The sequence below is a fragment of the Congregibacter sp. genome (genome assembly GCF_965662665.1).
Classification (GTDB): domain Bacteria; phylum Pseudomonadota; class Gammaproteobacteria; order Pseudomonadales; family Halieaceae; genus Congregibacter.
Map to the genome: position 1 here is coordinate 98181 of NZ_CBFIIF010000004.1, position 20331 is coordinate 118511.

Sequence of the window (20331 nt, forward strand, 5' to 3'; positions counted from 1 at the left end):
CCATGCGTTTGCTTGATTCGAGGCGCCTCACCGGCGCGAATTTTTTGCTCAGTGGCCCCGGCGCTGTCCTGGATATCTCTGTGGATGACAGTGACCGCGAGCTGCTCATTGCGGCTTGGCGGCGTCACGCGAAACGCCTCCTGGGACAACTCGATTGGGATGACGAGGAGCTTGCGGTACGACCCTTCGATGGCGGGGTGAGCCTTGCCCTTTCTGCGCCTCTAGACGGTTTATATACCGCAACCGAACTCAACGAAACCGCCTATGAGGCGGCCAGGGATTTGATCGAGGGTGGGCAGCGTCACCTTCTGGTTCGCGCAGCGAGAGCACTGCGAGCAGAGTATCGGGACGAAGAACGTCCTAGACTTCAGCGGCTCATCACCACAGCTCGGGAACATGCAACGCCGGTTGTGGTGGATGAGGATGTTCTGACTCTGGGTACCGGTCGCTACAGCCAGAGCTGGGATTTGTTTGAATTACCCCATCCTGATGACGTGAAGTGGCGCCGTTTAAAAGCAGTGCCCACGGCACTCATCACCGGGACCAATGGAAAAACTACCACCGTGCGTCTGCTGGCATCGATTGCCAAAATCGCCGGACAGATCGCGGGGGTCAGTTCTACTGATTGGCTGGCGATGGGCGATGAACTGCTTGATAGAGATGATTACGCGGGCCCCGGTGGCGCCCGCATTGTGCTGCGAGATCAGCGCTGTGAGCTGGCGTTATTGGAGACCGCGCGGGGCGGCCTCCTGCGCCGCGGACTGGCAGTGGCGCGTGCCGACGTTGCGCTGATTACCAATATCGCGGCGGATCATTTGGGTGACTTTGGTGTAGAGACCGTCGAAGATTTGGCCGACGTAAAGTGGTCTGTGACTGCGGCACTCGATAGCGAGTCCAGTCTGGTGCTTAATGCAGAAGATCCACTTTTGATGGATCGAGCTGCCACTTCGCCTGCACCCCTTTGCCTGTTTTCCCTGTCTCCGTCAGCGCCCGCATTCAAGGCGCATATCGCCAAAGGTGGCAAGGGCTTTACGCTTCGCCGGGGACGTCTTGAGTACATTGATGGTGAGGAAGCGACAGGGTTCCTCTCTGTTAAGAAAATGCCTTTAAGTTATGGCGGTGTTGCGCGACACAATATTGCTAATGCGCTGGCCGCGGCTGCGGTAGCTCATGCATTGGGCATCGGTCTCAAGACTATTGCGAGAGGGCTGTGCGCTCTGGGTAATGACGATAATCCCGGTCGAGCTAATCTTTACACCGTGGCGGGTGCTACCTTCTTGATAGACTTTGCGCACAACCCCGCAGGCCTCGAAGCGCTGATGCCAATGATCGAGGGTCTTGCGGCTAAGCGTCGGGCCTTGGTCACCGGGCAGGCAGGGGACCGTGGCGATGAGGACATTCGTGCCTTTGCTGACGCATCCTCGACAGTACATTTTGATCGCATCTGGCTTAAACGCATGGATGGCCATGCCCGCGGTCGAGAAGAAGGTGAGGTCGCAAAGCTTATGCGTGACGCCTTCATTGCTCAGGGTCATAGCGCCAGGACCATCAGCTTTACTAAAACAGAGCTGGATGCGGCGCGCGCTGCTTTGCGATGGGCAAAACCCGGAGATCTAGTCGTATTGCTGTCCCATGAAAAACGCGAGAAAACCCGGGAGCTCATAGAGTCCCGGGTCGCTAAAGGAGCCAAATGATGTACCTCATAAGCGGGGCTGAATGTTTTGACCCCACAGCGCTTGGACAGCGTGATGTCCTTGTCGCGGGCAGTGAAGTTGTCGCTATTGCAGAGCCCGGTTCTTTGAATGTGGATGCCGAAAAAATTGACGCCAGTGGAAAGTTACTCGTGCCGGGTCTTGTTGATGCTTTGACGCACCCCTGTGGTGGTGGCGGTGAGGGTGGCTTTGGTAACCGCACCGCGGAGATGGACGTTGAGACTTTTGTGCGCGCGGGGGTTACTGCGCCCGTCGGTGCTCTCGGTACGGATTCTATCGGTCGTTCTCTGGATGTTCTTTACGGCAACGTTATGGGCATGCGTAGTCAGGGTTTGAATGCCTATATGCTAAGCGGGGCTTATCGTGTGCCGGCGCCGAGCCTTACGGGAGATATTGCCCGGGATATTTATCTCGTTGCACCCGTGGTTGGCGTTGGTGAGGTGGCGATTGCGGATCATCGTGGAACACAGCCCTCGGCGCAGGAGTTGCGACGCCTGGCGGCCGAAACGCAGCTTGGAGGGATTCTCGCGGGAGAGGGAGGCACCGTGCTTGTGCACGTGGGTGCTGGTGACGCGAGACTTTCGCTCCTGCGCGAGACCTTGGAGGGTAGCGATCTGTCCGCATCGGTGTTGTACCCAACACACGTGAATCGCTCAACCGCCTTGCTCGACGAGGCTGCCGAGTGGGCATTGCGGGGTGGCTACGTCGATATCACCGTGTCTACTACTCCAGAGCTCATAGCTGCAGGGGATATCACGGCCGATCAGGCCTTGCGTCGTTTGCTTGAGGCGGGTGCCCCTGCGGAGCAAATCACCCTGTCCTCGGATGCCGGAGGTTCCCTCCCGGTTTATGTGGACGGAGAGCTCGTGGGTCTGACAGCGGCTTCACCGGATTCACTCTCTGACCTGCTTCTTGGCTTGCTTACAGGGCACCCTGAGCTGTTCCCCGTCGCTCTTGCTGCCATGACACGCAATCCCGCATCTGCATTGAGGCTCAATGACGCTGGTGCGATAAGCGTGGGTAGTCGGGCAGACTTGCTGCTCCTGGATCCACAGGAAGGCCGGGTAGACGCATTGCTGTCCGGTGGACGTTGGATGCTGCGCGACGGCGAGTTCTTAGCTTAGTCTCCAACACCCAAAGTCTAAGCACTTCAGGGAAGAGTCACTTTTACGCAGAGCCGGATTTCTTAGGCGTTTTCAGCTATGCTTGAGTCATCGCACCGGCTGACCGTGCGTCAACATCGTCAGCAAAAAGCCGTAGGGCAGTTTTTGGTCTTACGCAGTGATTCACAAATGTGCTGACGGATAGCTGGAAATGAACTTTGAAGCCTTGGGCCTTTCACCGGATTTGGTGAAAGCCGTTATCGATCGCGGTTATACCCAACCGACTCCCATACAGTTAAAAGCTGTGCCTCTCGTGCTGGACGGACGAGATGTACTCGCTGCTGCGCAAACCGGCACCGGCAAGACCGCGGCCTTCGTACTCCCTATCCTGCAGCGCCTTGCATTTGTAGGTGCGGCACGTCGCGGTCAGGTGCGCACATTAGTCCTTACGCCAACACGAGAGCTCGCGTCCCAGGTGCACGAATCTGTGATGGACTATGGGAGCCACCTCGATTTGTATAGCACGGTCGTATTTGGCGGTGTAAAAGCAGAACCGCAGATCGCTGCCCTTAAGCAGGGCGTCGATACCCTGGTCGCTACGCCAGGTCGTCTTCTCGACCTGGCTCAGCAAGGCTTGGTGGACTTCTCCGCACTAGAGGTGTTGGTGTTGGACGAGGCGGATCGCATGCTGGATATGGGGTTTATCCATGATATCGAGCGCATCATTAGCCTCCTGCCTGAGAACAGGCAAACGCTCATGTTCTCGGCGACGTTTTCAACCGAGATCCGTTCACTGGCCTCCCAATATCTTGTGGATCCGGCTTGCGTCGAGGTCACCCCAGCAAACAGCACCACGGCACTGGTTGAGCAGATAGCCTATCCGGTGGATGGTGATCGCAAAACGGAGTTGCTGATACACCTGCTCGGTGAAGAACAGTGGTCCCAGGCGCTGGTTTTTTGTCGCACCAAACATGGCGCCAATCGCCTCACCCAAGAATTGCTCAACGCCGGGTTTACCACGGCACCCATTCACGGGAATAAAAGCCAAAATGCCCGGCAGCGGGCTCTGGATGCTTTTAAGGGCGGGGATCTTCAGCTATTGATTGCCACCGACATAGCAGCGCGTGGTTTAGACATTGACCAGCTCCCCGAGGTCGTGAATTTTGATTTACCCTCGGTGCCTGAAGATTACGTTCATCGCATCGGGCGCACGGGCAGAGCGGGCGCCACCGGGCGCTCTCATTCCCTGGTCTCGGCCAACGACGCGCCGCTGTTACAGGGCATCGAACATCTCATCCAGCAAGACATTCCTCGCGTTCATGTTCCGGGATTTGAACCCACAGACAGGCCGCCGTCACCCGATGATACGGAGTTAAAGTCTGGTGCAGGCGATCTGCCATCGAAGATTCGAAGACCACGCCCCGCTTCTCGTCAGCGCAAACGTTCCGGTAATGGTTCATCGCAAGCGCGAGGAAACGACGTAGATTCTCCCAAAAAGACCAGTTCCGCAGCCTGAGTTTTCACGCCTGTCTATCTGTGTTTTACTGATCAAATACCCTTAATTTGCAGGAGTGAGTAGATGAAAACACGCGCAGCAGTTGCCCTGGGTGCAGGCAAACCTCTGGAGATTATGGAGGTTGATTTGGAGGGACCTCGCGCCGGAGAAGTTCTCGTTGAGATCAAGGCCACGGGTGTGTGTCATACCGACGCGTTTACGCTTTCTGGCGACGATCCTGAGGGCGCTTTTCCCGCAATTCTCGGTCACGAGGGCGCAGGTGTTGTCGTTGAGACGGGGCCAGGTGTTACCGGCCTGGCGCCCGGAGACCACGTCATTCCCCTCTACACGCCGGAGTGCCGGGAATGTGACTTTTGCTTGAACCCAAAGACCAATCTTTGTCAGGCGATTCGCGAGACCCAGGGGCAGGGTGTCATGCCGGATGGAAGCAGCCGTTTTTCTCTAGACGGCAAACCCTTACTGCACTACATGGGGTGCTCAACGTTTTCGAATTACACCGTACTGCCAGAAATTTCCCTGGCCAAAGTGCGTAAAGACGCGCCCTTCGAGAAAATCTGTTACATCGGCTGCGGTGTCACCACGGGAATCGGTGCTGTCGCTTTCACAATGAATGTGGAGGCTGGCGCTACCGTCGCGGTGTTTGGTCTGGGTGGCATTGGTCTCAACGTCGTGCAGGGCGCGCGTATGGTGGGTGCTTCCCGAATTATCGGCGTTGACCTCAACCCCGAGCGAGAGGCCCTGGGTCGTCAGTTCGGTATGACCGAGTTTGTGAATCCCAAGGATGTTGATGACATCGTCGGCCATCTCGTGGAGATTACCGGCGGTGGCGTGGACTATAGCTTCGAATGCATTGGTAACGTCAATGTCATGCGTCAGGCGCTGGAGTGTTGCCACAAGGGCTGGGGGCAGAGTTGCATCGTGGGCGTTGCCGGTGCAGGGAAAGAAATATCTACACGGCCTTTCCAGTTGGTGACCGGTCGAAGCTGGCGAGGCACTGCCTTTGGCGGCGCGCGTGGTCGAACGGATGTGCCACGTATTGTCGATTGGTACATGGACGGTCGCATCAATATCGACGACTTAATCACCCACACCATGCCACTGGATGACATCAACAAGGCCTTCGATCTCATGCATTCGGGCGAGAGCATTCGCTCCGTCGTACTTTACTGAGGCGGCTATGGAGTTAGTATCATCAGCGCGCAGTTTTGCAGGTCAGCAGTTACGGTTTAAGCATCGCTCGACGGTGCTTCATTGTGAGATGCATTTTTCACTGTATCTCCCACCGCAGGCCGAAAGCGGAAGTGTGCCTCTCCTGACCTGGCTCTCGGGACTCACCTGCACAGACGAAAACTTTGTTCAGAAGGCCTGCGCTCAACGCGCCGCCGCAGAGCACGGTGTCGCAATTCTCGCCCCCGATACCAGCCCTCGGGGAGAGGGTGTAGCCGACGATGCTGACGGCAGCTGGGACATGGGCTTGGGTGCAGGTTTCTACGTCAATGCTACGCAGGAGCCCTGGGCTGAGCATTATCGGATGTACGATTATGTTCTCGATGAACTGCCGTCGCTCATCGCTCAGGAACACCCTGTAGACCTCACGCGACAGAGCATTTTTGGTCACTCTATGGGTGGGCATGGCGCGCTGACCGTTGCGCTTAAGAATCCCCAGCGCTACAAAAGCGTATCGGCCTTTGCGCCGATTTGTGCACCGCTGCAATGCCCCTGGGGCGAGAAAGCGTTTTCAGCCTATCTGGGCGACGATCGTGCTTTGTGGGCCGCTCACGATAGCTGTGAATTGATTCGCGCAGCGACGCAGCATGTCCCACTCTTGGTAGATCAGGGTTCGGGGGATAACTTTCTGACAGAGCAGTTAAAGACTCCGTTGTTAGAAGCTGCCTGCACGCAAAGCGCCTATGCGGCGACAATTCGCATGCAGGAAGGCTACGACCATAGCTACTTTTTTATCGCCAGTTTTATGGATGAGCACATCGCCTTTCATGCGCAGCATTGCGCTATTTCGAGCTAAACTCACAGCGGTTCAAGGCTCTACTAGCGGCCACAAACGGAGTCTTGGTGTCCTCATAGACTTCCCGCAAGCCACAGGATTCCCGTTCAGGCAGGTGGTTTTTGAGGGCTGTCATTTACGGTCTATTTTGCTAAATCCCCGGGTCATTGAGTGGCAGCAGCAGCCCTTGCACTATCCGGGTCCCCGGTTTTCTGTCCAGGAGTTTTACCATGCCTCATTCTGCTTTTATTTACGATGCCGTTCGCACCCCTCGTAGTAAGGGCAAGCCCGGAGGTAGCCTCCACGAGGTAAAGCCTCTCGATCTGGGTGCAGGCCTTTTGCGGGCACTGCAGGAGCGTCATGACCTGGATACCAGCTACGTTGATGACGTGGTGATGGGCTGCGTCACCCCCATCGGTGAACAGGGCTCGGATATCGCCAAAATGTTGGTGCAAAATGCCGACTGGGATGAGTCCGTCGCCGGTGTACAGTTAGACCGATTTTGCGCCTCCGGTCTTGAGGCAGTGAACATCGCTGCGCAAAAAGTCGCGTCCGGTTGGGAAGATCTGGTTGTCGCTGGAGGTATCGAGTCGATGTCTCGCGTGCCTATGGGATCCAATGGCGGCCCCATGAGTTCCGATCCCGCTTTCGCCGCGAAGACCGGCTTCGTACCTCAGGGTATCGGGGCAGACACCATTGCTACGCTGGCAGGCTGGAGTCGCGAAGACGTCGATCGCTATGCCGTAGAGTCCCAGCGTCGTGCCGCTCACGCACGGGATAACGGCTATTTCGACAAGTCAGTCGTACCCGTGCGCGATGAGTCTGGTCTGCCTATTCTTGAAAGAGATGACTTTATCAAGCCGGGTACCACTCTTGAGACGTTGGGCGGTTTAAACGCATCTTTTGAGATGATTGGTCAGTTCGGCTTTGACGATGTGATTCTGCGGAAATATCCGGTACTTGATCACATTGATCATGTGCATACCCCTGGCAACTCCTCGGGAATTGTTGACGGCTCCAGTGCCGTTCTCATCGGCAGTGAAAAAGCAGGTAGTGACTTAGGGCTCACTCCTCGAGCGCGTATTGTGGCGACAGCCGTGCTCTCTACAGACCCCGTCATTATGCTCACGGGTCCTGGTCCAGCGGCGAAAAAGTGCCTTGAGAAAGCCGGTATGAAGAACGAAGACATTGATCTTTGGGAGATTAACGAGGCCTTTGCATCGGTGGCTCTGCGCTACATGCAGGACCTGGGTATTGATCACGAAATCACCAATGTTAATGGCGGCGCTATTGCTATGGGTCATCCTCTGGGTGCGACCGGGGCGATGTTGGTGAGCACTATGCTCGACGAGTTAGAGCGAAGGGATTTACGGCGCGGTATGTTGAGCCTCTGCGTAGGCGGTGGCATGGGTATTTCTACGATCATCGAACGCGTGTAAGCGCCCATCTGCGCTGAGGAGTAAATACTATGACTATGCATTACGAAAAAGACGCCCACGGCATTGTTACCGTAACCATGGATATGACGGGCCCGGTAAACGCTATGAACGCGGAGTTTCGCGAAGACTTTGGCGCTGTGGTCGACAAGCTGGAGGCTGAAGAGGGCCTGAACGGTGTGGTCATTGCCTCGGCAAAAAAAGTGTTTTTTGCCGGCGGTGATCTCAATGATCTGGTAGCGGTGACCCCCGATCGTCTGGGGGAGTTTATGGAAGGCCTGGTTAGTACCAAGGGCACCATGCGTCGCTTTGAAAAGCTGCCCGTACCTACCGTCGCGGCGATCAATGGCGCAGCCCTTGGCGGAGGCTTCGAGCTGTGCCTGGTGTGTAACCATCGCATCGCATGGAACCACAAGTCCGTTCAATTGGGTCTTCCCGAAGTGACTCTGGGTCTGCTTCCTGGTGGTGGTGGTGTTGTGCGCCTCACCAAGCTATTGGGCTTTGAAAAGGCCGCACCTTTCCTTCTTGAGGGTAAACGCGTGCCCCCCGTGAAGGCACTGGATGCGGGGATGATCCATGAGCTGGTTGCAGAGAAGGAAAACCTCGTCAGCAAAGCGAAAGCCTGGATAAACGAAAACAAAGATAATCCTGACGCTGCGATACAGCCTTTTGATCATAAGGGTTACAAAATCCCTGGCGGTGGTATCACCTCACCTAAAATAGTCCAGGCGGTAACGGGTGCTACTGCGATGCTGACGCAGAAGACCCGCGGCTTGCTTCCTGCACCTGCGAAGATTTTGGACGTCGCCGCTCAGGCCCTACGGCTCGATCTTGATACGGCGTTGATGGTGGAGTCCCGTGGCTTAGCTGCGCTGACTGTAACTCCCGAAGCCAAGAACATGATTAGCACTTTCTTCTTTGGTCTGAATAAGGTCAATGGAGGCGCTAGCCGTCCCAAGGATGTTCCACCGCAGAAGACCGAAAAGCTGGGGGTACTCGGCGCAGGGATGATGGGGCAGGGGATTGCCTATGTCTCTGCGATGGCGGGGATCGAAGTGATACTCAAGGACATCAGCGTCGAAGCCGCTGAAAAAGGTAAGGCCTATTCAGAGAAGCTGCTAGATAAGCGAGTGGAGCGCGGCCGACTGACCACCGAGGGCCGTGATGAAATTCTGGCGCGAATTACACCCACAGCGTCGGACGATGATCTCGCAGGCTGTGATCTCATTATCGAGGCCGTGTTCGAGAACATAGAGCTGAAACATAAAATCACAGCGCAATTGGAAGGCCAGCTCAGCGAGGGGGGTATTTGGGGTTCCAACACCTCTACGCTGCCCATTACACAGCTCGCGGAAGGCGCATCAAAACCCGAGAATTTCGTGGGCATCCACTTCTTTTCGCCGGTGGACAAAATGCCCCTTGTGGAAATCATTGTGGGTGAGAAGACCTCCGATGTGGCCCTCGCCAAAGCCTTTGACTACACCCAGCAGATCAAAAAGACCCCCATTGTGGTCAATGACTCCCTGGGCTTCTTTACATCGCGAACCTTTGGCACCTATCTGGACGAGGGCGTGCGCTTGTTGAGCGAAGGTATTCACCCGGTTCTCATCGACAATATGGGCAAAGGCATAGGTATGCCTGTAGGTCCTCTGGCGGTGTTTGACGAGGTGAGCATGGAACTGTCTCGTAAAGCTCAGGAAACGTGGAAAGAAATGGGTGTCGTTGATAAGTGGGGTGATGGCACAGTCATGCGGCAGGTTATCGATACCATGGTGATCGAGAACGGTCGTGGGGGACGTCATCACGGCGGTGGATTTTATGAGTACAGTAAAGACGGCAGCAAAGCTATCTGGCCGCCGCTCTTTGACCTGTATTACAAGTCCGATGTCTGTCTGCCAGAGTCGGATATCAAAGACCGCCTCTTGTTCCGACAGGTTATTGAGGCGCTAAAGTGCCGAGAGTCCGGCGTTCTGCGTTCTGATGAGGACGGAAACATAGGCTCTATCATGGGTATCGGCGCCCCGGTTTGGACGGGTGGTTTGATCCAGTTCGTAGAAACCTATGGCTATGAACGTTTTGTTGCACGCTGTCGCGAGCTCGAAGAGGCTTACGGTGATCGATTTACGCCTCCGCAAATAGCCATAGACCGCGCGGCAAATACCGAACAGCAGGCAGCCTAAACGCCTCAGTTTGTAGAGTTAAGCAGTAGTCAACACAGGAGCAGTACTGACATGGATATCAACGGAAAGGTAGCGATTGTTACAGGTGGCGCTTCGGGTCTCGGTGAGGCTACCGTGCGTCGCTATCACGGCCTCGGCGCCAAGATTGCGATCTTCGATATGAACGAAGCCAGGGGTAATGCTCTGGTAGAAGAGTTGGGCGATGGCGTTCTCTATCGCCAGGTCAACGTAGCGGACGAGGAGCAGGTCGCCGCGGCAGTGGCCGCTACGGTCGATGCTTTTGGCGCTGTGCATATTTGTAATAACTACGCTGGCATCGGTGATGCGGCTAAGACTGTGAGTCGCGGCGAGCCCGTCGAGTTGGCACGTTTCAAGAAAGTCATCGATGTGAACCTCATCGGCACTTTCAATGTGCTGCGTCTCGCCGCAGCGCAAATGGCCAAGCAAGATCCTATCAATGAGGATGGTGGTCGCGGTGTGATTATCAATACCGCCTCTGTCGCCGCCTACGAAGGGCAGGTGGGCCAGGCTGCCTATAGCGCGTCAAAAGGCGGGATTGTCGGTATGACCCTGCCCATCGCTCGCGATCTCGCGTCCCTGGGGATTCGCGTGAACACTATCGCACCAGGATTGATTCACACGCCTCTGTTCGAGTCATTGCCCAAAGAAGCCTACGACAGTCTTGCGGCACAGCCTGTGTATCCCAAGCGCCTCGGCAAGCCCGATGAGATCGCCCATCTATCTCAGTACATTGTGGAGAACGACTACACCAACGGAGAGACTATCCGCATGGATGGCGCCATCCGTATGCAGCCTCGCTAGGACAGGCTAAGACAGGTTAAGACAGCTTGAAAGAGCTTATGGGAGTGCGAGAAAGCTTAAGACGAGCATAAGCCCTAGCCTGCGCTTTTTAGCCGCGTCTCAAGGGTCTTCGCAAGAGGGCCCTTGTTGTCGATGATTTCTTGCTGGGTCAGTCCCACGAGTTCGTGAGGAAACACCAGCCAGGCGTCGGTCTCGTGCACGTAATAGTCCGGCGTTATATCGGTGACGTTTTTGGATGGCTTGTACCAAGGTGTCGCAACCCGCATGTTCTGCGGCATGTTACGTCGACATTTGGCACTCAACTTTTCGAAGATAGCCTTCACACTCCGACCCGAATCAAATACGTCGTCCACCAGCAGTACGTCGTCACTGGCATTCACGTTGTCGATAATGTAATCCAGTCCGTGTACGCGAACGGTTTTTTCCTGCTGGTTGATGCCCGTATAGGAGGAGGTGCGAATGGCGATATGGTCTGACTCTACGCCCACATACTCAAGATACTCCTGAATAGCGATGCCTACGGGCGCACCGCCGCGCCAAACCCCGATGATAAAGTCCGGCCTGAAACCACTGGCAAAGATTTTTTCGCCCAGACGAAAGGAGTCAAGGAGTAAATCGTTTGCGGAGATATAGACTTTATCCATAGGTGTTTCTAACCGTTTTCATGAAAGAAAGCCGAACTTTAGCATAAAGATCCCGGCGACCACGTAAACCGCCAGAGGGCAGCGACTCGCGTGACCCGAGGCGATCTTTATCAGTGCGTAAGTAATGAATCCGAGGCCAATGCCGTCTGCGATGGAGTAGCTAAGAGGCACTGCGATTGCCGTTACGATTGCCGGCGCGCTTTCTGCAATGTCACCCCACTCAAGATCTTCCAATGCTCTCGCCATAATTGTCGCGACAAACAGTAGCGCAGCTCCCGTGGCAAAGCCTGGAACGCTTTGCGCCAGAGGGGCTATGAACAGGCAAAGCAAAAAGAGCGCCGCGGTAGTGAGCGCCGTGAGCCCTGTGCGGCCTCCCGCTTCTACGCCGGCCGCGCTTTCGATAAAGCTCGTGGTTGAGGAGGTGCCCAGTACCGCGCCTACAGCGGTAGCGCTGGAGTCCGACAGCAGGGCGTGCCGCAATCTGGGCAGATGTCCATTTTTATCCAGCATCCCAGCACGATTGGCCACGCCGACCAAAGTTCCGGCGGTGTCGAACACGTCCACCAGCAGCAGGGTAAGAATGACCGTGACCATCGATAAATCGAGTGCGCCGGCAATATCGAGTTCGAGAAAGGAGGTCATGGGGGGAGGCATGGAGACCACGCCCTTAAACTCTGCCGCGCCCGTTAACCAGCCAAGGATGGTTACGGCCAACATGCCGATCACCACTGCACCCACGGTGCGTCTGGCTGAGAGCGCAGCGATGAGCACAAATCCAAGGAGCATGAAAATAGCGGGTGTTTCGGTGAGGTCGCCAAGTCCCACGATGGTGGCATCATTGCTAACAATGATGCCGCTGCCGGAGAGAGCAATAATACCCAGGAAGAAGCCGATACCGGCGGAAATACCGAGTTTGAGGGAGCGGGGAATCGCGTTGATCAGCCACTCTCGTACTGGCAGCACAGACAAGACGATAAAAATCAGACCGGATACGAATACGGCGCCCAGAGCGCTTTGCCAACTGTGACCGAGTCCCAGCACCACGCCATAGGTAAAGAAAGCATTCTGGCCCATGCCGGGTGCCTGAGCGACGGGGTAGTTTGCGTAAAGACCCATGATCGCGGTTCCCAGCGCGGCCGCAACGCAGGTCGCGACAAACACAGCGCCGAAGTCCATCCCCGCGGCCGATAAAATCCCGGGGTTAACCACGGTGATATACGCCATGGCGAGGAAGGTAGTCACTCCAGCGAGCACTTCCTGGCGGATGCTGCTGTTGTGCTCTGTGAGCCCGAAGAACCGATCAATGGCAGCTAGCATGGCCTAGTGCACCTGCTCAAGACGCGCGAGATAGTCAGCCTTGCGTGCCTCGTTCATCCAGCTCACTTCAAAAGCATTGCGGGTCAGGGTCATAAGCTCGTCCTTGGAAAAATCGGCGTCGTCTACCAGGGCCATAAGATTTTCGTTCATGTAGGCCCTGAAATAAGCGGGATCGTCAGAGTTGATCGTGGCTTTCATGCCTCGGGCCAGCATATCGCGAATTTCATCGCCTGTGAGGTTCTGCACTACAAAGCGGTTCGATACCGGACAGACGGTCAATCCCAGGCCTCGACGCGCGATCTCCTTGCACAGAGCGTCGTCCTCGAGTGCATTCACTCCATGATCAATGCGGTCAACGCCAATGAGGTCCAGACATTCGCCGATGTGCTCGAGAATGTCTTTCTGATTCACGTCGCAGTGCATGGTGAGCTTCAAACCCAGCTCTCGCGCTCTGGCAAACACAGCCGCAAATTTTGCCGGAGGATTATCTTTCTCATCAGAATCCAGACCTACGCCAATGAGTTTGTCCAGGTGCGGTATAGCCATCTCCAGATGCTCTGCCGCGGATTCTGCACTCATATCCCGCAGAAAGCAGAGAATCAGGTTGCTTTCTACACCGAGGGTCGTCGCAGCTTCCTGTTGTGCTCTGTGTATGCCATTGATCACAGTGTCGAAGGCGACGCCGCGGCTGGTGTGCCCCTGGGGATCAAAGAATGGCTCTACATAGACCACGTTCTGCGCGGCGGCACGTTCAAAGTAATGCATCGCGAGTTCGTAAAAATCCTCTTCGGTGCGCAGTACATTCATTGCAGCGTAGTAAATGGTGAGAAACGAGGGTAGATCGTGGAAGTCATAGGCGGCGACCACTTCCTCAGGAGTCTGGTACTCCAGTTCGATACCATTGCGCTTTGCCAGGCTAAAGATGTGTTCGGGCTCCAGTGTGCCTTCCAGGTGCACATGTAGCTCTGCCTTGGGTAGTTTCTGAACGAAATCGAGCATGGATTCCTTGGCGGACTCTTGCATATTCACTCCGTGGTGCGGTTCGCTTAGCAGTTCAATGTAAAGGGTTTACGCGCTTGAGCTCATGATACCGAAGACACAGGGTTCAGGCGCAGCGGCTGCGACGTTTTCTTAACATCAGCCGATTGGCTGACGGCTTTCCAGAGGGCGACCGCAGCCTTTTGATCAGGTAGAAGGGCGCCCCCGCCGTAAGCATGTTCCAGGAGCTGCTCTAAACTGAGCCTTAGTGATTGCCTGCCCTCGGTCACTTCAGTGTTTGACAGTGGGCCGTTGGGAGTACCAATAGCGCTGCGCAGCTGTCGTTGGCTCCCTGTTTGAGTGAGCTGGTCGAAAAGGAGTTGGAGGCATAGCGCGCTGTTTTTGTCTTGTAACGCCCGGAGAAAGCGACGGTACTGCCGCATCCGCTCCAGTCGCAGCTTTGCCCTGCCGTGTATGTGTCGTGACAGACCTGTGTTGCGCGTAAGCCATAGGAGTAGCACCAGGGTAAGGACCACAGCCGTTATCAGGAGCACCGGCCCGTTGATCGCTATTTCTAAGTTACCGTCGGCTGTCGACTGCGATTGTGCGAACGCCACTACCTCTAAATCAATGGCGGGTAGTGAAATCGTTTCTACGCTGTTCTTTTGAGTGTCAAACCATTGATACTCGAGGCCGGGCAGCTGATAGTTGCCCGGGGATTCAAAGGTGACGATCAGGGTTTCTTTGCGAGTCCCCAGAAGCGTGCCACGATTACTTTGATCCGCCACCTCCGCAGGCGCCTGATAAAGTGAAAGACCGTCAATATCCGCAATCTCAGAGGCCTCAATCATCATTCCCGGAGCTTCCTGCACAGTAAAGTGCCGCGTTCGGGTAATGGCATCGCCGGGAATGTAGTTGTCGCGTAGCCCTTCCCAGCTCTCGTCGATGGTGAGAGAGGACGTGGCAATCCACGGCAGGGATTCGTCCACCCCTGGCGTAGCTACGATCTGGACCGGGGTGGTGGTGAGGGTGAATTCTCCCTCGACAGCGCCGTGCTCGGCAGTATTTACGGACGCAAATACCTGCAGACTCGGCAACTCCAGTAGTCCCGCTTCTTGGGGGAATACGCGAAAGCGCCACCGCTGCACGCTCCAGGTGTCACCGTCAATTCTCCGGGAACTGTTGTCCGCGAAATTAGACACTGGCCTAACAACGGCCCCCGGGATGCGGAAGTCGCTAACCTGTGTGCCACGGCTGAACCAGCGAGCAGTAGCAATTTCAACAACAAGGATAAAGGGTGCCCGTTGATACAGCGCGTCATCGGAGTCGACACGCACTGATGCGCGCAGTTCATTGTTGTCACGAAGAGCTTCCAGTGTCGTTGCACCATGGCTGGCAGAAGACAGCATGGCCGCAGTGACAATCATCGTTAGGAGCTGTTTGGCCGCACGAAGAAGGGTTCTAGCAGGGAGCAGGCAGTGGATCGCTACAAGGATCATTCGCCACCGGCCTCTTGACGACGCAGTTGAAGATCAAACTTGGTGCTCAGGAATTCCGAGGGGTTTCGCTGCACCTGACGCAACCACATAGCGGTGAGCCCCGGGTCCTCCAGTAGCTGATCGGCCGATAATTGCTCCCGTTCTACATTAGTCAGTCTTTCATCGCCTTCGCTCGATCGCGGGCCATCATCATTGTCGGAAGACATATCACCGGATTCCGAAACCTGGCTTTCGGAGAGTTTACGATTGGCGTCGATGAGTTCCTGAATAATCGGAATGTTTACTGTGGGAGCGGGGTGCTCTGGAAAACGCGCAGCAAGCTCCTCGTAGGCATCACGCGCATCGAGATACTCCCGAGCCTGAGCAAGGGAGTTCGCCCGCGCCAGCAGTGATTCCGCATCCTGGTATTGGGAGAAGTACTGTGCAGCAGCGTAGAAGTCTTCGGCGGCGTACAGGCTCATGCCGCGCCAGCGTGGATTCTCAAAGCTGCGTTCCGCGCGTTGATAATCGCCGTACTCGAACCACAGTCGCCCTTGTTGGTCTGGCGTGAGCCATAGGTTGAGAAATCCCTGGGGGTTTGTCGCTGCCCAAACGATCCCCAGTCCGAGCAACAGTAGCCAGGTTCCCGGCTGGCGTATCCGCACACGAAAAGTCGAAAGTATTATGGCTACCATCGGAGCACCCAGCCCGCGCGAAACCACAACAGGAAGCAAAGCATGATGAGCGGCAGGAGGTAGATGCCCCCATCAAGCCAGGGTCGAGCACTGTCTTCGCTCAGCAGGTAGTGTCGGTTGATGCGCCTTAGCAGGGACTTTAGGTCACTGTCATCAACGCTGACCTGTTCGTAATGGCCGTCTCCCGCATCGCTAATCGCGCGTAACTGCGCTTCCTGGAGAGGTTGTGCTCGCGCCGCTAAACCTCGGGCTGCATCAGCGTCGAGCTGCGCCTGCGTCTTACCCATTCCCCAGACCAATAGTTGCGTGTCAGTTTCCTCGGCCCAGTCAGCAAAGACTGCTGCGGACTGCTCGTTGGCACCATCGCTAACGATGAGCAGGCTGCCCCCATTGCCGCGTGCTGCCAGCAACTTGTCGCTAATAGCCAGCACGTTTTCCGGCGCCTTACCCCGTCGTGGAAGCATTCCCACAGCCAGAGCGTCCACGTAGTGCAAGAGCATGTCAGAGTCGTTACTCAAGGGCAGCACGGTATGAGCGGAGCCGGAATAGGCGACCAGTGCTGTGTAGGCATCACCGCGCGCTTCAGCAAGCTTGAGGATTTTGTCTCGGGCGCGCTGTAACCGACTGGGTTGTAAGTCCGATTCATTCATAGATGCAGAAAGATCGACGGCGATGATCAACGCCGCGGCATCTTGCGCAAAGGGAGAATCACCTCTTTCCCAGCTTGGACCAGCAACAGTTAGGGCAATGAGAGGGCCGAGAATAATGGATACCCACAGCGGCGAGAACAATCGTCGCTGACTCCCCGGGACTATCATCGAAGGGAGTAGGTGCGGAGCAATAACCGGCTCCCACTGCTTACCGAGATCGCTGCGACGCCATTGAATAACACTGAGCACCGCAAAGGGCACCAGGAGTAATAACCAGTAAGGCCTCAGAAAGTGAAACTGCAATAGTGTTGACCAATCAAACACGGACAGACTTCTGGCTGCGCCAGCCCTGCAAAGCGAAAAGCGGTAAGGCAATCAGACACAAGATAGCGAACATGCCAACGGGAACATAATACAAACTGCTTCTCGGCCGATAGGAGAGAGAGTCGTACTGAGCCGGTTCCAGTCTGTTGATTTCGTCGTAGGCTGCCTGGAGTGCCTGAGTGTCCAGCGCCTGAAAGCTGGTGCCTCCAGTGAGGCTTGCGATAGCTTCGAGGGTTTCTAAATCCAGTGCCTCTTCACCGATGGTCGATGGATCCCCTACGGCCACGGTATAGATCGTAACCTGGTTTGCAGCGGCAATGGTGGCCGCGTCTTTGGGTGGTACGCGAGACCCCGTGTCATTCCCGTCAGTAAGTACAACGAGCACTCGATTGCTGGTCTCAGAGCCTCGGAACAAGGAGATGGCTAAGCCTATGGCATCTCCCAGAGCGGTGCTTTGTCCCGCCATGGCGACTTCACTCTCGTCCAGCAGCGTCAGCCAGGTTGGGATATCGTCCGTAAACGGTGCTTGCAGGTAGGCCGCATTGCCGAACACGATGAGGCCAAGACGATCACCGTCGCGCTGCGCGGCAAAATCCGTGAGCACTTCTTTGGCGGCGCTGAGACGATTGAGTTGCTCTCCCTGGGCATTGCTGAAATCGCGGGCATCCATAGAGCCGGACAGGTCCAGGGCGAGCATGAGGTCTCGAGCGGACTTTTCTACGCTAATTGGCTCGCCCACCCACTCTGGTCGAGCGGCGGCGAGCACAAGGAGGCACCATCCCAGGATACTAAAGGCTGCCTGCAGACGGCGGCGTCTAAGCACGCTAGCGCCGGAGCGAGGTGTCTCTCCGCTGAGGAGTACCAAGCGTTGGAAGTAGGGTACTTGCAGGGAGTCCTGGCTTTCTCGATGGGGGGGGCTTAGCCAGCGCACGAGCAGCGGCAATGCCAGTAGGGAAAACGACCAGGGTAGAGTGAATTCAATCATCTCTAAGCTCGTGCGCCGCAATCCAGTTCCTAAGCTGCGTAAACAATGCGTCAGGATTGAGATTGCTCTGAGTGAGCGGTTGGTAAGCGAGAGCTTCCAACTGAGAAACCGGCAGAGCAGGTAGCTTGGGGGCCAGGTCATGGAGAGCCTGTTGCCAGCGATCGCCTTTCACACTGGCAAGCTCGGATCGATGCCCCGTAGCTGCAAGCGCTGTGGCGCGCAGGAGTGGTGCCAGCTTGCGCAGACTCTCCTGGTCACCCGATTGATATTGAGCCTCCAGACTATTGAGGCTCTCTTGTGCCTCTCGGCGATAACGGTTTCTGCGATAGTGTTGCCAGCGGGTCCAGACCCAATACAGGCCACCGCAAATGAACAGCCCGAGGAGCACCCACCAGCCGGACGTTGCTGGCCAGAGGGAGACTTGTTCGGGCAGGGACGTTTCTATGATGCCGCGAATTGCATAATTGCCCCAGCCGGGACCAAAGATCTCAGTCATCGGCCCGCTCCCAGCGCTTTGAGCAGCTGGTCCATGGGGTCCCCTGCGCAGTCGATGGTGATCAGTGGCAGGCCAAAGCGCTTAAGCACCTTGTGCATATGTGCTATGTGCTCGTTGTAACTCTCGCGAAAGCGCTCGTCCAACCGGGCGCGATTTCCGGACACGGCAATCTGCATTTCTCCATCGGAGACAATTAATTGATCCAGGCGAGGGAGTTCAACTTCTGCGGGATCAAAGATATTGATGACGATGACATCGTTGTGCACGCTCATCTGCTTGAGCAATTCATCGCTGTCATCATTCCAGCCAAAGCCATCGCCGATATAGATCACCAGGGCGTCGTGAGACAGTCCTCGAGCCAGACTCTTCATCGCAACATTGAGTTGCGTCTCTTTGGAGGCTTGTCCTGCAGCGAGCGCGGCATTGGTCTTGGCTAAGCGCGAAAGCAAGTTGACGACGCTCTCCCGGCTGCGCCGCGCTGGGATACTATAGCAATCATAATCATCAAAAATAATGCCGCCTAAACGATCGCCAGAGGCCAGTACGCGCCAGGCAGCCAGGGCCGCGACTTCGGCGGCCACTGCAGACTTCATGGCTCGTTGACTGCCAAAGAACATGCTTACGCGTTGATCAACAAGAAGGTGAACGCTGCGCTCACGCTCCTCGGTGTAAACGCGAACATGCGGCTTACCCGTACGATTGGTAACCTTCCAATCCATGCTGCGAATATCATCGCCCGGCCGGTAGTGCCGGAGCTCTTCAAAGTTGAGGCCCCGACCCCGAAGACGTGAACCATGGCGGCCGGTGAGAATACTCTGCACGGGCTGCTTCGGTAGAAAGGAAAACCCACGAGCTTTAAATTCCAGGGCGCGCAGGTGCGCAAGACTCACGGCGATGCGGTCATCGTCGACGGATTCTTGTTGCTTGCGCGAAAGCCAGGGCATCGGTCTTACCTCAGGCGGCGGCTACCTGACGAAGCAGCTCATCGATAACCACGTGGCTGTCCACGGACTCGGCGAGGGCGTCATAGCTGAGGATCATGCGATGGCATAGCACGGAATGCGCCACGGCGCGAACATCCTCCGGGTCAACGTAGTCTCTCTCCTCCAGCCAGGCATTTGCCCGGGCACACTTGTCCAGAGCGATGCTGGCGCGGGGGCTTGAGCCCACGCGGATCCATTCCTGAAGGCGCGATTCGGGATAGCGGGCCGGGTCGCGGGTAGCCATTACCAGGGCGACAATGTATTTGTCGATGTTGGGTGACACACTAATTGCAGACATCGCCTCCCGAGCCTCAAAAACCAGATTTTGAGAGAGTCGGGGCTCTTCGGTGTCGTCCTTGCTGCTCTCTTCACCACGAACCAGGCGGATGATGTCCTCTTCCGCATTGTCATCCGGATAGTCCACTGTGATCTTCATGATGAAACGATCCATTTGGGCTTCAGGTAAGGGGTAGGTGCCTTCCTGTTCTATGGGGTTTTGGGTGGCCAGCACCATAAAGAGAGGGGGCAGGGTGTAGCTTTTGCCAGCAACGGTTACCGTACGCTCTGCCATCGCCTCCAGCAGCGCGGCCTGCACTTTAGCGGGGGCGCGATTAATCTCATCTGCGAGTACGACATTGTTAAAAACGGGTCCCTGTTGAAAACGTAGTTCCTGTTTCCCCTCAAACTCTTGATAGATTTCCGTGCCGGTGACATCTGAGGGAAGGAGGTCTGGAGTGAACTGAATGCGTCCCAGACTGGCGTCCAATACACGAGCGAGAGTTCTTACAGAGCGCGTTTTTGCGGTTCCGGGAAGCCCTTCAAGAAGTACGTTGCCGTTGGTCAGTAACGCTATGATCAGGGTGCGCACCACGGATTCTTGACCGATTACGGCGCGATTGATGGCGGCGTCAAGTTGCGCAAAAGCGTGGTGCAGATCACTGCTCATGGGTGCTGTCCGGTGTTGATGGGAGTGCCAGTCTCACAGACCAGCGAGACAAAAAAAAGCCCTC

General features: G+C 56.0%; 18 protein-coding genes. 8 read left to right on the forward strand and 10 right to left on the reverse strand.

What is annotated here, in order from left to right; genetic code table 11:
* Window positions 1-2: 2 nt before the first annotated feature.
* The 8 genes from ACTG39_RS03040 to ACTG39_RS03075 all read left to right on the forward strand — a co-directional run bounded on the left by ACTG39_RS03040 (window position 3) and on the right by ACTG39_RS03075 (window position 10771).
* Complete coding sequence (locus tag ACTG39_RS03040) at window positions 3-1694, forward strand: Mur ligase family protein (RefSeq protein ID WP_439106050.1); 1692 nt, start codon at window positions 3-5, stop codon at window positions 1692-1694.
* The gene (locus tag ACTG39_RS03045; RefSeq protein ID WP_439106051.1) at window positions 1691-2836 is read left to right on the forward strand and encodes an amidohydrolase family protein; all 1146 of its coding nucleotides are present in this window, start codon (window positions 1691-1693) and stop codon (window positions 2834-2836) included. Before ACTG39_RS03040 ends, ACTG39_RS03045 begins: the two co-directional genes overlap by 4 nt.
* Window positions 2837-3026: 190 nt before the next feature.
* Window positions 3027-4331 carry a DEAD/DEAH box helicase gene (locus ACTG39_RS03050; RefSeq protein WP_439106052.1) on the forward strand — a complete coding sequence of 435 codons (1305 nt, stop codon included), beginning with the start codon at window positions 3027-3029 and terminating at the stop codon, window positions 4329-4331.
* 63 nt (window positions 4332-4394) lie between these two features.
* Window positions 4395-5501 (forward strand): S-(hydroxymethyl)glutathione dehydrogenase/class III alcohol dehydrogenase, encoded by a 1107-nt coding sequence (locus ACTG39_RS03055; RefSeq protein ID WP_439106053.1) that lies wholly within the window; start codon window positions 4395-4397, stop codon window positions 5499-5501.
* Between the two features lie 7 nt (window positions 5502-5508).
* Window positions 5509-6354 (forward strand): S-formylglutathione hydrolase, encoded by an 846-nt coding sequence (gene fghA / locus ACTG39_RS03060; RefSeq protein ID WP_439106054.1) that lies wholly within the window; start codon window positions 5509-5511, stop codon window positions 6352-6354.
* A 209-nt stretch (window positions 6355-6563) separates the two neighbouring features.
* The gene (locus ACTG39_RS03065) at window positions 6564-7772 is read left to right on the forward strand and encodes an acetyl-CoA C-acetyltransferase (RefSeq protein WP_439106055.1); all 1209 of its coding nucleotides are present in this window, start codon (window positions 6564-6566) and stop codon (window positions 7770-7772) included.
* Between the two features lie 29 nt (window positions 7773-7801).
* A complete protein-coding gene (locus ACTG39_RS03070; RefSeq protein ID WP_439106056.1) occupies window positions 7802-9949 on the forward strand; it encodes a 3-hydroxyacyl-CoA dehydrogenase NAD-binding domain-containing protein in 2148 nt (715 codons plus the stop codon).
* Between the two features lie 51 nt (window positions 9950-10000).
* The gene (locus ACTG39_RS03075; protein WP_439106057.1) at window positions 10001-10771 is read left to right on the forward strand and encodes an SDR family NAD(P)-dependent oxidoreductase; all 771 of its coding nucleotides are present in this window, start codon (window positions 10001-10003) and stop codon (window positions 10769-10771) included.
* 74 nt (window positions 10772-10845) lie between these two features.
* Here ACTG39_RS03075 and ACTG39_RS03080 read toward each other — a convergent pair whose 3' ends face one another.
* The 10 genes from ACTG39_RS03080 to ACTG39_RS03125 are packed head-to-tail and all read right to left on the reverse strand — an operon-like array spanning window position 10846 to window position 20267.
* Window positions 10846-11415 carry a phosphoribosyltransferase gene (locus tag ACTG39_RS03080; protein WP_439106058.1) on the reverse strand — a complete coding sequence of 190 codons (570 nt, stop codon included), beginning with the start codon at window positions 11413-11415 and terminating at the stop codon, window positions 10846-10848.
* Window positions 11416-11433: 18 nt separating this feature from the next.
* Window positions 11434-12732 carry an NCS2 family permease gene (locus tag ACTG39_RS03085; protein WP_439106059.1) on the reverse strand — a complete coding sequence of 433 codons (1299 nt, stop codon included), beginning with the start codon at window positions 12730-12732 and terminating at the stop codon, window positions 11434-11436.
* Between the two features lie 3 nt (window positions 12733-12735).
* Window positions 12736-13755, reverse strand: coding sequence for an adenosine deaminase (locus tag ACTG39_RS03090; protein WP_439106060.1), 1020 nt, complete (start codon window positions 13753-13755; stop codon window positions 12736-12738).
* A gap of 59 nt (window positions 13756-13814) precedes the next feature.
* Window positions 13815-15209 (reverse strand): hypothetical protein, encoded by a 1395-nt coding sequence (locus ACTG39_RS03095; protein WP_439106061.1) that lies wholly within the window; start codon window positions 15207-15209, stop codon window positions 13815-13817.
* Window positions 15206-15883 (reverse strand): tetratricopeptide repeat protein, encoded by a 678-nt coding sequence (locus tag ACTG39_RS03100; RefSeq protein ID WP_439106062.1) that lies wholly within the window; start codon window positions 15881-15883, stop codon window positions 15206-15208. The genes ACTG39_RS03095 and ACTG39_RS03100 overlap by 4 nt, the downstream gene beginning before the upstream one ends.
* Window positions 15877-16857: a vWA domain-containing protein gene (locus ACTG39_RS03105; RefSeq protein ID WP_439106063.1), complete on the reverse strand. Its 981-nt coding sequence runs from the start codon at window positions 16855-16857 to the stop codon at window positions 15877-15879. Before ACTG39_RS03105 ends, ACTG39_RS03100 begins: the two co-directional genes overlap by 7 nt.
* Complete coding sequence (locus tag ACTG39_RS03110; RefSeq protein WP_439106064.1) at window positions 16850-17842, reverse strand: vWA domain-containing protein; 993 nt, start codon at window positions 17840-17842, stop codon at window positions 16850-16852. Before ACTG39_RS03110 ends, ACTG39_RS03105 begins: the two co-directional genes overlap by 8 nt.
* Window positions 17835-18338 (reverse strand): DUF4381 domain-containing protein, encoded by a 504-nt coding sequence (locus ACTG39_RS03115; protein WP_439106065.1) that lies wholly within the window; start codon window positions 18336-18338, stop codon window positions 17835-17837. The genes ACTG39_RS03110 and ACTG39_RS03115 overlap by 8 nt, the downstream gene beginning before the upstream one ends.
* The gene (locus ACTG39_RS03120; RefSeq protein WP_439106066.1) at window positions 18335-19282 is read right to left on the reverse strand and encodes a DUF58 domain-containing protein; all 948 of its coding nucleotides are present in this window, start codon (window positions 19280-19282) and stop codon (window positions 18335-18337) included. The genes ACTG39_RS03115 and ACTG39_RS03120 overlap by 4 nt, the downstream gene beginning before the upstream one ends.
* A 10-nt stretch (window positions 19283-19292) precedes the next feature.
* Window positions 19293-20267, reverse strand: coding sequence for an AAA family ATPase (locus tag ACTG39_RS03125; RefSeq protein WP_439106067.1), 975 nt, complete (start codon window positions 20265-20267; stop codon window positions 19293-19295).
* Window positions 20268-20331: the final 64 nt, after the last annotated feature.